General features: G+C 63.9%; 12 protein-coding genes. 7 read left to right on the forward strand and 5 right to left on the reverse strand.

Annotated elements, in window-relative coordinates; all coding sequences use genetic code 11:
* Position 1 precedes the first annotated feature (1 nt).
* The 4 genes from Q0O95_RS05945 to Q0O95_RS05960 all read right to left on the reverse strand — a co-directional run bounded on the left by Q0O95_RS05945 (position 2) and on the right by Q0O95_RS05960 (position 4102).
* Positions 2-664 (reverse strand): DUF6320 domain-containing protein, encoded by a 663-nt coding sequence (locus tag Q0O95_RS05945; protein ID WP_366516452.1) that lies wholly within the window; start codon positions 662-664, stop codon positions 2-4.
* On the reverse strand, positions 664-2094 hold the full coding sequence (locus tag Q0O95_RS05950) for an alcohol acetyltransferase (RefSeq protein WP_293696357.1): 1431 nt from the start codon (positions 2092-2094) through the stop codon (positions 664-666). The genes Q0O95_RS05945 and Q0O95_RS05950 overlap by 1 nt, the downstream gene beginning before the upstream one ends.
* Positions 2091-3047 (reverse strand): alpha/beta hydrolase, encoded by a 957-nt coding sequence (locus tag Q0O95_RS05955; RefSeq protein WP_293696359.1) that lies wholly within the window; start codon positions 3045-3047, stop codon positions 2091-2093. Before Q0O95_RS05955 ends, Q0O95_RS05950 begins: the two co-directional genes overlap by 4 nt.
* Positions 3048-3160: 113 nt before the next feature.
* Positions 3161-4102, reverse strand: coding sequence for a helix-turn-helix domain-containing protein (locus Q0O95_RS05960; RefSeq protein ID WP_293696361.1), 942 nt, complete (start codon positions 4100-4102; stop codon positions 3161-3163).
* Positions 4103-4172: 70 nt separating this feature from the next.
* Between Q0O95_RS05960 and Q0O95_RS05965 the strand changes: the two genes are divergently transcribed.
* Entirely contained in the window at positions 4173-5174 is a 1002-nt protein-coding gene (locus tag Q0O95_RS05965; RefSeq protein WP_293696363.1) for a saccharopine dehydrogenase NADP-binding domain-containing protein, read from the forward strand.
* A gap of 18 nt (positions 5175-5192) precedes the next feature.
* Here the strand turns inward: Q0O95_RS05965 and Q0O95_RS05970 are convergent, their stop codons facing one another.
* Positions 5193-6521, reverse strand: coding sequence for a nitrate/nitrite transporter (locus tag Q0O95_RS05970; protein WP_293696365.1), 1329 nt, complete (start codon positions 6519-6521; stop codon positions 5193-5195).
* A gap of 117 nt (positions 6522-6638) precedes the next feature.
* Between Q0O95_RS05970 and Q0O95_RS05975 the strand changes: the two genes are divergently transcribed.
* From Q0O95_RS05975 to fni, 6 genes are all read left to right on the forward strand, one after another.
* On the forward strand, positions 6639-8012 hold the full coding sequence (locus tag Q0O95_RS05975; protein WP_293696367.1) for an MmgE/PrpD family protein: 1374 nt from the start codon (positions 6639-6641) through the stop codon (positions 8010-8012).
* Between the two features lie 30 nt (positions 8013-8042).
* Complete coding sequence (locus tag Q0O95_RS05980) at positions 8043-8879, forward strand: phosphosulfolactate synthase (RefSeq protein WP_293696368.1); 837 nt, start codon at positions 8043-8045, stop codon at positions 8877-8879.
* Positions 8880-9072: 193 nt separating this feature from the next.
* The gene (gene mvk / locus Q0O95_RS05985) at positions 9073-9990 is read left to right on the forward strand and encodes a mevalonate kinase (RefSeq protein WP_293696370.1); all 918 of its coding nucleotides are present in this window, start codon (positions 9073-9075) and stop codon (positions 9988-9990) included.
* Positions 9987-10955 (forward strand): diphosphomevalonate decarboxylase, encoded by a 969-nt coding sequence (gene mvaD, locus Q0O95_RS05990; protein WP_293696372.1) that lies wholly within the window; start codon positions 9987-9989, stop codon positions 10953-10955. The genes mvk and mvaD overlap by 4 nt, the downstream gene beginning before the upstream one ends.
* Positions 10952-12043, forward strand: coding sequence for a phosphomevalonate kinase (locus tag Q0O95_RS05995; RefSeq protein WP_293696373.1), 1092 nt, complete (start codon positions 10952-10954; stop codon positions 12041-12043). The genes mvaD and Q0O95_RS05995 overlap by 4 nt, the downstream gene beginning before the upstream one ends.
* Positions 12033-13118, forward strand: coding sequence for a type 2 isopentenyl-diphosphate Delta-isomerase (fni, locus tag Q0O95_RS06000; protein ID WP_293696375.1), 1086 nt, complete (start codon positions 12033-12035; stop codon positions 13116-13118). Before Q0O95_RS05995 ends, fni begins: the two co-directional genes overlap by 11 nt.
* Positions 13119-13299 lie beyond the last annotated feature (181 nt).

A 13299-nucleotide genomic window follows, 5' to 3' on the forward strand; every position in this document is an offset into this window, starting at 1 on the left:
GCTACAGATGCAACCGCTTCGATAGTTCGTGCTTCACCTCGGCGCCGCGGGACAATTGCAGGAGGCCGAGCGCGAGCAGGCTCAGCGCGCCGCAGATGCTGGAAGGCGCCGGGTTCGTCACCCAGCCGAGAAAAAGAAAAGCGAGGGGAGCGAGCCCCAGAACAACCGTCAATCCCGAATACACGATGTATTCGCCGACCTCGATGCGCATGACGCGAACCGTGATGAGCAGTGCGACGATCGAGCACGCGCATACGATCGGTACGACGTAGCTGAGCGCCCAGCCGTGCCAACCGGTCAGATAGTCCCAGTACGTGCAGACGAGACCGATCAGCACGACCGTGTAGACGGTGCCCTTCGCGAGGTTGCTGCGTTTGCGCACTGCCATGAGCACGACGAGCCACATGGCTGTCACGCCCAGCCATGCATATCTGAACGGTCCAATGTCGTCGATCGCCCTGCTGAAGAGCAACTGCGCAGCGAACGACAGCAGGATGACCGCTAGGGATGTCAGGAACAGCACCGTCACGATGCGGCGGCGAGAGAATTTCAATTCAATCGCTGGAAAGGGGTCCTGCGACGCGACTCCTCCGAGAGCAGCGTTGCAGAGCGGACAGGAGCGCCAGGATCCTTCCACTTCGACCGAGCATTCCGGGCAGTGCATCACAGGTCCTGCTCCGCAAGTTCTTCCTCCGTGACCCGAGCAGCCGCGACCGTGACGTGCATGTTCTGCTGCGTCAGCATCCTGGCGAACTCTTTGACGTGATCGATCTCGATAAACGGCGATGTGAAGCTGATCGTGAGATTCTCACCGTGCGAAACCGCGCAGAACTGGGGCCGTACAGCCGCAACGTGGAAGAGCATCCTCCCCACGTGTGAAGCAGCGGGTTCGGGAAGCGTCACCCTTCCCAAGTTCGAGACGGCGACGCTGATGCCGCGATTGTTCCCCCAGTTGATGAGGCGGAGCAGCACGTCCTTGACCGGTCTCGGGAGGACGCGAAGCACTAGCGTGCGTTCGGCGCGGATGAGTTTACGCAGTTTGCGCTCGAGCGCTTCCGGCGTTGCTTTCGGCCGGAACTGTTCGTCGAGCCCCTTCGCGACGGCGTCGATGTCGTCTCGCCCCTCTCCGTAACTGTGACGAACCGTCACGGTTGCGAAGAAATTTCGCGAGGAGGTGGAGGGGAAGAACTGTCGAAGGTTGACGGGTATCGATGCACTCAGCGTTCGTTTCTTGCCGAGTCCTCCTGACGAACGTCGTATCGATTCGAAGAACAGGGCTGTCAGATACATGGTCGGGGAGACTTCGAGAGCCTTTGCGAGGCCCAAGAGCTCTTTGGTGGGCACCGTGAGTTCCACCGCTCGCGTTCTGTTATCGGATGTTCGCGTACCCCTGGGATGGAATACGTTCATGAAGGACGGGCGCAGCCAGGATCGGCGCCGCAACGGCCGATCGGTACCGATGTCGTCTTCGACTTCGAGAACAGGGGGCGCTGCAGCGTCGCTGAACTTGGCGGCTTGCGATTTGACATCTTCGGCTTTTCCGCGAAAATACTGCGCGAAGCTGTCCGCCGTGAGCGCGTGCCTTGGCGCAGCGGCATCACTGCGCGGTTCGATGGTGCCGTGCGGGCGCGCCGTCGAACGACCGTTGTGCGTGTCAGCGGGTGCGTCGGCCGACGGGCTGCTCCTCCTCGTATACGCGTTCAGCAGGTCGGACAGGAACCAGAGCGCACCCGTGCCGTCCGAGAGCGCGTGGAACACCTCCAGCACGACGCGACGACGGTAGTACACAACGCGGAACAGCAGGTTGCGTCGATCGGGAAGGTAAATGGGTGCGCAGGTGTGCTGCTGGTCGGGCGTTACGGTGGGGCGAAGATCGCTGTCCTGCAGATAATGCCAGAAGACGCCTCTGCGCAGCACCGCGTGGTACAGAGGGTAGCGGTCGTAGACCTCATCGAGGGCTTCCTGCAACAGCTCCGCAGCGACGTCGTGATCCAACTCGGCGCTCATGCGGAAGACTTTGGAGTCAGCGTCGCTTCGCGCCGCGAGGAAGATATTGGATGCGTTGTCGAGCCGCACCCACGCGCGCCTCGTCACACATCCTCCCCGGTCTGTTCCGCGACCGGGCCCCGGTCGAGAAACGCGTTGATGACCTCGTAGGCCTCGCGCAGCGACCGGGAGAACCGCGGTAGCTGAATGAAACCGTGCAGTGCTCCGCCGACGCGGTGAACCTGCACGGCATTGCCGGCCGTTTCCAGTGCCTCCGCGTACGCCTCGCCTTCATCTCGCAGCAGATCCAGTTCCGCCGTGATCATGAGGGTTGCCGGCTGATTCGAGAGATCATCGGTCATGAGCGGGGCGACCCGCCAGCCCTTCCGCACGGCGAGATCCGGCACGTACATGTCGAAGTAGTCTTGCACCTCGATATTGGTGAGCCGGTAGTCGTCACCGTGGTTGCGCACTGACGCGAACGGCGACGTCTCGGGCTTGTGATCCCAGTGCGTGACGGGGTACAGCAGAATCTGTCGGCTCGGCACGGCGTGACCGTATTCTCGCAACAGCAGCGAAACGACGGCCGCAAGATTACCGCCCGCGGAGTCACCGACCAGGACGATGTTCTCGGGGTCGTCGATGCCGAGCCGGTGCGAGTTGCGCAACAGCAGGTCGGCGGCACGATAGCAGTCGTCGAGCCCGGCCGGAAAGGGATGCTCGGGTGCCAGGCGGTAATCGACGGATGCGACAACACAGCCGGTCAGTTCGGCCATCGTGGCGCAGGCGGGAGTGTAGCTTTCTATATCGCCCGTTACCCAACCGCCGCCGTGGAAGAACAGCAGGACCTCATCTCGTCGCTGCTCCTTCGGCTGGAATACTCGCACCGGGATCTGGTGCGTGCCGTCAGCCGACATGATCTTTCGATCGAGCGCCTTGTATTTCGGTGCCGGTAGTGCCGCCAGCTGGCGCTGCATGCGCCGGACCTTCTTGTAGTCCTGCTGCACGTTCAGTCGTGGTGCGGCGAACAGGCGCAGGAACGCTCGACCGAGCCTCCTCATGCGCGAGAGATGTTGTCGGTGCCGGGCCGCTGCATGCCTCCAGTGTAGAGAAGTTGCGGTACTCGGGCAGCGCAGTTGCCGCGCCGACAGACATCGGATTCAGCGACCGAACGCTACGAGCGGAACGCGCCCCTGTAGGACGTCGGCGTCACCCCGAGCACGCGGGAGAAATGCCTGCGCAAGCTGGCCGCGCTACCCATCCCGCACAGCGCGGCGATGCGATCGATGGAGAGGTCGGTGCTCTCGAGCAGTTCTTGCGCGCGAGAGAGTCGTTCGCGTTGCAGCCACTCGAGCGGTCGCATCCCGACTTCCGCACTCATGCGGCGCGCGAGCTGTCTCGGGCTCAGTGCCGCCTGCTGCGCGATCCGCTGCACCGATATCGACGCATCCAGGTTCGCGCGCGCCCAGTCAAGGGCTTGCTCGAGGTGCGCACCCGCGGCGGGAGAAGGGGGAGGAGCGATGAACTGTCCCTGGCCTCCCTGCCTGCGCGCAGGCATGACGAGGCGACGCGCGATGCCGTTCGCCGTGTTCGCGCCGAAGTCCCGATGCAGCAGTTGCAGGCAGAGGTCGAGCGCTGCGGTCTTGCCGGCCGAGGTGAGCACGTCCCCTTCGTCTACGTAGAGCACGTCGGGGAGCACGCGAACTTCGGGGTACTGCGCTGCCAGGTGCCCCGTGTGCATCCAGTGCGTCGTTGCCGAGCGTCCGTCGAGGATGCCGGCGGCGGCGAGGATGAACGCCCCTGTGCAGAGGGCCGCGACTCGCGCTCCGTCGTCGTGCGCCGCTGTGAGCGCGGCGACAAGATCGGCGTCGGGCGGCCGGAGGGGATCGGACGTCGACGTGACGATGATCGTATCGGCGTCCGACATCGCGGCGTAACGGCGGGATTCGACATGGGGCAGCCACGGTGACGGACCTCCGTCTGGCGTGCAGACGAAGACCTCGTACCAGGGCTCTCGAGGAAGCAAGTCCGAGCGGTCAACGGCGAGAACCTCAGCTGCGATGGCCGTTTCATAGAGCATCGAGTCCTCATGCAGCACGAGCGCGAGCGTAGTCATGTCTGAAAGTGTACGGAGTGAGTCAGATCGGACACTCGCGGGAGCTGGTTCGTGCTGCTGGAGTTGAAGCATGGAACGGCGCATTCTGGTTTTCGGTGCTTACGGGCACACCGGCAGGTTCGTTGTGGACGAGGTGTTCAGGCGAGGGCTGCAACCGATTCTCGCTGGGCGCGATCTTGGCCGTCTGGAGGAGCTGAAGGAGAGGTATCCGGCGGCTCGGATCGCAGTCGCTGGGGTCGACGATGAGGCTGCGCTGCTGAGCGCTGCCGAACGCGCCTCGGTCGTGATCAACTGCGCTGGGCCATTCCTCGATACCGGTGTTCCGCTCTCGTCAGCAGCGCTCGCCTCCGGGGCGCACTATCTGGACGTGAGCGCCGAACAGGCGGCAGTACAGCAGATCTATGCGGCGCACGAAGGCGCAGCAGCGACGGCGATCATCCCGGCCATGGCGTTCTACGGCGGGCTCTCGGATTTGATGGCCACTGTGGCCGTCGAGGGCTTCGAATCCGCGGATACCGTTCAGATCTTCATCGGCATCGACCGCTGGTGGCCGACGGAGGGGACGCGGAGGACCGGGCAGCGGAACACGGCGACTCGGACGATAGTGGAGGACGGATCGCTGTCCCCAGTGCCGGAGGTCGCGCAAGAGCGCAGCTGGAGATTTCCGTCGCCGCTCGGCAGGCAACGTGTCATCGGCGTCCCGTTCTCGGAGATCATCACGATCGCGCGGCATCTTCCCGCGGCTTCGGTCCGCACCTACCTCGCGCGTTCCGCTCTCGATGACGTACGCGACCCCCGTACACCCGAGCCAGAAGCGGTCGATGCGCTCGGTCGTTCTTCGCAACGGTTTGTTGTCGACGTCGTCGCGACTTCCGGCTCGTCGGCGCGAAGGATTACGGCGACGGGGCAAGACATCTATGCCGTCACCGCGCCGCTTGCCGTCGAAGCCGCTGAGCGACTGCTGGACGGTAGAGCGAACATCCGCGGAGTCGCGGCTCCCGGTGAAGCGTTCGATGCCCGTGATTTCCTGGCGGCCATCGGTCAGGACCGACTGTCGATCACCTTCTCTTGATGACGATGAGCCGGGGCGTTACTGCCGGGGACGGCGACGTCGCGGCTCGTCGAGCCCTATGTGCACGCGCGTTCTGCGCCGCTCGATCACGATGAAGACGATACCGAGCAGCCAGATCGGCATCTGCATCAGGAACGCGATTCTGAAGGCATCGAGCGTGTAGGTCTCCGGTGTTCCCGCGCCCTGCAGATCGAGAGCCAGGCCGATGAGGAACACCGCGATGAGCGCTGCGAGGAAACCGCCGACATTGGTTACTCCCGTCGCCGTGCTGAGCCTGTGGGCGGGGTTGTGCGTCCTGGCGTGGTCGAAGGCGACCATCGACGCCGGGCCGCCGGTGCCCATTGCGACCGCCAGCAGATAGAGCAACCAGAGCGGCGCGGTGCCGGGCCAGGCGATGACGGCGAGCCACGCAGCCATCTGCACGAAGACGGCAGGCAGCACGAGTGCCCGTGATCTTCTGTTCGGGTTGCGTCTCGACAACTCGCCCATAACGGGCCCCATGGCCATGCCGACGAACACGTAGGTGGAGGTGACCGCGGCTGCCTGTGCAACGGATAGCCCTTCGCCCGCGGTCAAGAACGGGAACCCCCAGAGCAGCACGAAGGCCGTGCCCGCGAACGGGGTTGTGAAGTGCGACCAGAATGCCAATCTCGTTCCCGGATGCGCCCATGCGGCACGAATGCCGACTCCCGTGTCGATCGAGGATGTCACCACCTTGATGGCGCCGGTGTCGGTGTTGACCGAGATATCCGCGGTTCGCTCCGGTGGGTGGTTCCTGATGATGAGGAACACGAGGATCGTGAAGAGTACGGCGAGCCCCGCGACGCTGCCGAACGCGATACTCCATGTCGTCGCGTGCAAGAGTGCGGCGAGCGGCATGAGGGAGAGCAGCTGCCCGGTCTGGCCGACGATGCCGGTCATCTGCACCATGATCGGACCGCGCTGGGCAGGGAACCACGTTGCAACCAGACGCAGGACGCTCGGAAACACCGCGGCGTCTCCCGCTCCTATCAGTACCCGGGCGAAGATTGCGACTCCGACGCTGGGCGAGAACGCCATGGCCAATTGCCCCGCGGCCATCAGGAGCATTCCGATCGTGATGATCGGTCGGGCTCCCCAGCGGTCGAGCACCATGCCCACGGGAATCTGCATGCCGCCGTAGACGGCGAGCTGTACGACCGCGAACATCGAGAGCGTTGCCGCGTCTGCAGAGAATCGATCGGCTGCGTCGACGCCGACGGCGGCGAGGGAGGTGCGGTTCATGACCGCGAGCACGTATGCCGCCACACCGACAATCCAGATGATCCACGCGCGCACCTCGTGCGGGTGCGGGGAGGGGCGCGGCATGTGTCCATGCTACGCCCGCGGCGTAATCGGATGGGCCTGGCGAAATATATCTTGACATCAAGATACTCTCGGAGGAGACTCTAGTAAGGTAAACCTAACTGGGGTGGTGTTTTCGATATGACCGAAGTACAGGACCTGGCTCGCTTCGTAGCGAATGCGAAGTTCGAGCAGATCAGCCCGGAAGCTCTGCATCAACTGAAAATCAGGGTGCTCGATACGATCGGTGTCGCGATAGGAGCCCTGGAAGCGCAGCCTATGATCGCGATCCGTGAACTCACGGAAGACCTCGGAGGAACCCCCGCCGCGACGCTCATAGGCGGAGGCAAGACCAGCCCGGAGCGAGCTGCGTTCTTCAACAGCGGACTGAGTCGATATCTCGATTTCATGGATTCGTATCTTGCGAAGGGTGAAACGAATCACCCGTCGGACAACTTCGGCGCCGTGCTCGCAGCCGCGGAATCGGCGAATGCGAGCGGCGCAGAGTTGCTCACCGCCTTCGCGGTGGCGTATCAGGTGCACGCGCGCCTCTCGGATGTCGCGCCTGTGCGGGCGAGAGGATTCGACCACACGACACAGGGGGCATTCGCTGCCGCGGCAGCCGCTGCGAAAGCCATGCGCTTGACAGAAGAACAGATCGCAGCGGCGGTCGCCATCGCGGGAACAGCAAACGTCGCGCTGCGCGTGACTCGGACGGGCAACCTGTCGCATTGGAAGGGGCTCGCCTACCCGCACGTGGCCAAGGAGGGCACATTCGCTGCGCTCCTCGCCTCGCGCGGCATCACGGGGCCGGAGGAAGTCTTCGAAGGCAACAAGGGCTTCAAAGACTCCGTTGCCGGACAGTTCGAGATCGACTGGAGCGCTGAGGACCTCGAGCGAGTCCGGACTTCGATCATCAAGAAGCACAACGCGGAAATACATTCGCAATCGGCGCTGGACGCGGCCCAGGACATCCGTTCGCAGCGGGGCTTCGACCCCGAACAGATCGAGAGGGTGCGTTTGCGAACCTTCGACGTCGCGTATTCGATCATCGGCGGTGGCGAGGAAGGCGATAAGCGCATTATTCGGTCCAAGGAAGAGGCCGACCACTCGCTCCCTTGGATGCTCGCCGTCGTGCTCCTGGACGGCGAGCTCAATCCGGCGCAGTACGAAGCGCAGCGCATCGTCGCGGACGACGTGCAGCAACTGATGCACAAGGTCGAGATCGCACCGGATGACGACTTCTCAGCCCGATTCCCGGAGGAGATGCCTGCCGACCTCGAAGTCGAACTCCGAAACGGCACGCGACTGCAGGCCGAACGCAGCAGCTACGAGGGCTTCCACACGAACCCGCTGAGCTGGGAAGGGGCGCGGGCCAAGTTCGACGCGCTTACGTCGCAATTCGCCGACGCTGAGCTTCGCGACGAGATCGCAGGAGTCGTACAGCGACTCGAGTACCTCGACGTCGCAAGGCTCACGGATGCGCTCTCACGAGTGCGAAGGACACGAATCTAACGTTCACTCCAACACAGAAAGGACAGTGCAATGAGTAATGCAGTTCCACACGACGTATCGTTCAACTTCGTCCCGAGGGCGTATCGCCCTGAGAAGCCCCGCACGTTCGGCGTAACAGAGATCCGGGCCCCCTATTACGACACCTTCGGAACACGGCACCTTCGGGACGTCTTCGACGTCGCTGGTCAGTGGGTCGACGGCATCAAATGGGCAGGAGGTTCCTTTTCGCTCGTGCCCACGGAACAGGTCAGGGCATTCAGCGACATCGCCCACGAGCACGGCGCCTACGTTTCGTCGGGAGGCTGGATCGAAACCGTACTGCGATACGGCGACGATGCTGTCGACCACTATCTGAAGGAAGCGAAGGAAGTCGGGTTCGACGTCATCGAGATCTCGACCGGCTTCATCATGCTCAATACTTCGGGTCTGCTCCGCCTCGTCGAGAAGGTCGTCAGGGCCGGTCTGAAGGCGAAACCGGAGCTCGGCCTGCAGATCGGGTCGGGAGGTGATTCCAGCGAAGCGGAACTCGCTGCCGAGAGCAAGAAGGACATCGGCGATCTCATAGATCGCGGAAAGAAAGCGCTCGATGCGGGTGCGTCGATCGTGATGATCGAATCGGAGGGGATCACCGAGAACGTCACCGACTGGGATACCGGCGCGGCGGCCTCCATCATCAACGGGCTCGGGCTCGAGAACGTTATGTTCGAAGCAGCTGACGGGCCCGTTTTCGAGTGGTACGTCAAGAACTACGGCAACGAGGTGAACCTGTTCGTCGACCACTCGCAGATACTGCAGCTGGAAGGGCTGCGGCAGAACATCTGGGGGAATAAATCGACGTGGGGGAGGGTTATCAATCCGGCACCGTGACACCCGCCACTCCGGGGTTCTCGGCACTGCATGCCGCAGTGCAAAGATGATGGCGGTACCGTAGGTTCGACGGGTGAAGCCGGCCGGGCCCGCCCGGTGCACCAGATTCGAGCAACTCCGGGGAGCCTTCGATATGCACATAGCCCAACCAGATACAGCGAGCATCCCGACCCAGAGGACGCTTCGCTCCGGTTTGGGCACCGCACACGCCAAGGCGATCCTGATCGGCGAGCACGCGGCGGTCTACGGAGCGCCCGCCATGGCGATACCCGTTCTGGACGCCGTTGCGAACGCACGCCTCGCGCCCGCTGAGCGCGGCATCCTGGAGACCGAGCTCTACCGGGGCCCCGTCGAAGGTGCCCCATCGGGGCTCACCCCCGTCATCATTGCACTGCATCACGCGCTGCAAAGGGTCGGCTATCCGACGGGCGGCGCCTCGCTCGCCGTCACCAGCAATATTCCTATGCGTCGCGGTTTGGGTTCGAGCGCAACCGTCGCCGCGGCTGTCGTAGACGCGGTTGTTGCCGCGACCGGCATTCAGCTGGACCAATGGACGCGCTGGGAACTCGTGCAGGAGGCCGAAACGGTCGCCCACGGAACACCCAGCGGCATCGATGCTGCAGCCGTCCTGGCGTCCGGACCGATCTTCTATCGCCGTGGACAGAGCCAGTCCGTGCCGGTCGGCGGCGACGGATTCACATTCGTGCTCGCGGACACCGGGGAACCGAGTTCGACGGCGACCGCCGTGGCGCGAGTGCGTCAACGGCGAGATCACAAGCCGGCGTTCGTTGACAGCAGAATCGAGAAACTCGCCGATCTGACGCATGCCGCCGCGGAAGCGTGCCAAGCGGGTAGCGTCCATCTCGTCGGTGCTGCGATGAACGAAGGACAGGAAGCGCTGCGGGATTTGGGCGTCAGCTGCGATTCGCTCGATAGACTTGTGGAATCAGCCAGGGATGCAGGCGCAGTCGGCGCCAAGCTGACCGGTGGCGGGATGGGCGGGTGCATCATCGCACTCGCTCCGACCGGCGGCGCGGACGCGCTGGCTGCTGTGTTGCGCACTTCGGGCGCAACACGAACCTGGATTTCGACAATGGAGGCCGCCGCATGACGCGGGCAGTCGCACGCTCACACCCGAATATCGCGCTCGTAAAGTACTGGGGCAAACAGGACGAACAGCTGATCCTGCCTGCTGCGGGCAGTCTCTCACTGACGATCGATGCCTTTCCGACGACAACCGAGGTGACTCTCGACAGCGGTGCGACAGAAGACACGTTCAGCCTCAACGGCATTCCGGGCGCGGTAGGTCAGACCGCTCGCGTGAGCGCACTGCTGGATATCGTTCGCGAGGCAGCCGGCGTGAGCACGTTCGCACACGTCGACTCGGTCAGCGAAATCCCAACGGATGCCGGCCTCGCTTCCTCGGCAGCCGGCTTCTCCGCACTCGCAGCGGCTGCCGCTGCGGCCTACGGGCTCGACCTCGACCCCCGCGCGCTGAGCAGACTCGCTCGCCGAGGTTCGGGCTCGGCGTCTCGTTCGGTCATCCCCGGACTGGCCGTGTGGCACGCGGGAAACGACGAAGAATCGTTCGCGGAGCCGGTCGACGGTCCGGACGTTCGCATGGTCATCGTTACGCTCAGCACAGGAGCGAAGCCGGTTTCCAGCCGGGAAGCCATGCGAATCTGCATGCTGACCTCCCCGTACTACTCGGCATGGGTCGATTCCACGAAGTGGACGCTGGAGGGCGCCCTCGAGGCCTGCAAAGACAACGACTTCACACGACTCGGCCGCATAACCGAGCTGCACGCCAACCGAATGCACGCCTTGATTCAGTCCGCCGACCCGCCCATCCGGTACCTGACACCGCAGAGCGTCGCAGTCTTCGACGCGGTCGCGCAGCTGCGTCAGGAGGGTCGTAACTGCTACGCGACGGCAGATGCCGGCCCCAATGTCGTCGTGCTCACTACTCCGGATGATGCTGATCGTGTCGCGCGGCACCTGGCCGGATTCGGACAAACCAGGGTCGTCGGTGCCGGGCTCGGCGCTGCCGTTATTGAAAGAGGCGTCGCGTCGTGATCACGACGAGAGTCCCCGGCAAGCTGTTCATCGCCGGGGAGTACGCGGTTGTCGAGCCCGGGGAGCCCGCAGTGCTCGTCGCGGTCGATCGTTACCTCACGGCGAAACTGACCGAGAGCACGAACTTCGGGCGCATCCATTCCGGTGAGTACGGTAATGCTCCTCTCGAGTGGACCCGCGCGGCCGACGGTGTCGGTGTCGTGCTGGAGCACAGGCCAGCAGACTACGTGCTGAGTGCGATCCAGATCATGGAGCGTCTGCGTAGCGAGCTGGGCATCCCGGCGCGATACTTCGATCTCGACATCTCGAGCGAGCTCGACGATTCGCAGGGGCGCAAGTTCGGGCTCGGGTCGTCTGCTGCCGTCACGGTCGCTGTTGTTGCGGCTCTCGACGAGTTCTACAACCTTTCGCTCACCAGGACCCAGCGGTTCAAACTCGCGCTGCTCGCCACCATCAGCATTTCGCCGAACGCATCCGGCGGGGACCTGGCGGCGTGCACGTTCGGGGGCTGGATTCGCTACAGCGCACCGCACCGAGAGCAGCTGCTCCGTGACCTCACGCAGCATTCGGTTGCGGACATACTCAAGTCCGGTGGGTGGGACACCTATCGAACAACGCGACTGCCGCACCCTAGCGACCTCGAACTGCTCGTCGGATGGACGGGTAGCCCCGCATCCACCGGCCGTCTCGTCGACGGCGTCAGGCATCGGCGCGACCAGGGTTCAGGAGGCTACGAGAAGTTTCTCGAGTTGAGCGCAGCCGCGGTGGACATGGTGTCGCGCGGGCTCCTCGATGACGACGCGCACGAGACGCTCGACGGCGTCCGTGAAGCGCGTAAGCTCATGCGTCAGCTCGGCGATGCGAGGGCGATCGCAATCGAGACTCCCGCACTCGCTGCTCTGTGTGAGGCCGCCGAGCGCGTCGGGGCCGCTGCCAAGCCCTCCGGCGCCGGAGGAGGAGACTGCGGTATCGTGCTCGCACCGGCGTCTGTGTCGCGCCGCAGTTTGCTGACCGAGTGGGAGAGCCACGACATTCGCAGGCTCGATCTCACCGTGCACCCGCCGGAAGGAGCACCGGATGACCGATGATCCGACCACCGTGCACAAGAGGCGCAAGGACGATCACCTGTCGCTCGCGGAGCAGCAGCAGCGGGAGGGCGGACGCCCCAACGACTTCGATCGAATCGAGTTCGTGCATCACGCTCTCGCGGGTATCGATGCCTGCGACGTAGCGCTGGAGACCGATCTCGCCGGCTTTACCTGGGGTGCACCGTTGTACATCAACGGTATGACAGGAGGGACCGAGCGCACGGAACGCATCAACCGAGCACTCGCGATCGCGGCGTCGGAGACCGGCCTGCCGATCGCATCCGGTTCCATGAGCATCGCATTGACGCATCAGGAGACGGCGGATGGCTTTCGGGTCCTGCGGAAGGAGAATCCCGACGGGTTCGTCATGGCGAATCTCGGAGCGGACAAATCACCGGATGACGCTCGCCGAGCCGTAGAGCTGATTGAGGCGGATGCGCTGCAGCTGCATCTCAATGCCGTGCAGGAGACGGTCATGCCGGAGGGCGACCGGGGTTTCTCGCACTGGCCGACCGCGATCGAGAAGATCGTCGCCGCAGCAGAAGTGCCCGTCATCGTCAAAGAGGTCGGATTCGGGCTCAGCGGGCGCACGCAAAGGACGCTGCAAGATCTCGGCGTCCGGATCGCTGATGTCAGCGGTGCGGGAGGAACGGATTTCGTCGACATCGAGAATGCGCGACGTGAACGTCAGGACTATACGTTCATGCGAGGGTTCGGGCAATCGGCGGTTGTCAGCCTGCTCGACGCTCCCGCCGAATCACGGCTGGTGCTGCTTGCATCCGGTGGGGTGCGCTCACCTCTCGACGTCGTGAAGGCGTTGGCACTCGGAGCTCGCGCTGCCGGAGTGGCCGGTACGTTCCTGCGCCACGCGAGCGAAGGGGGAGCGGAAGCGCTCGTGCCCGTCGTGGAACGGTGGCTGTCACAAATGGAGCAGCTGTTGGTCCTGCTGGGGGCGAGGACTCCAACCGAACTGCAGAGCACGGACGTGCTGCTGCGCGGAAGCGTGCGAGAGTTCTGCGAGCTGCGCGGTATCGATGCCGGTGGCTTCGCTTGTCGCTCCATGTCAGGGAACTGACCGAAGCCCCTTCCGCCATACAGTCCGCATGTGATTTCTGCGCAGCACCGAGAGGCTACGAGCGGTGCGGTTAGAATGGCGGTCGATTCGTCTCGCCGGGCTCTTCGGGCAGCAGGTCGAATTCGTCGTGGGGTCCGTCGTCGGGTTCTTCCGGTTCGTGTTCTCGGTAGGTTTTGCGGTC

It is taken from the genome of uncultured Agrococcus sp., assembly GCF_945915485.1.
Classification (GTDB): Bacteria; Actinomycetota; Actinomycetes; order Actinomycetales; family Microbacteriaceae; genus Agrococcus.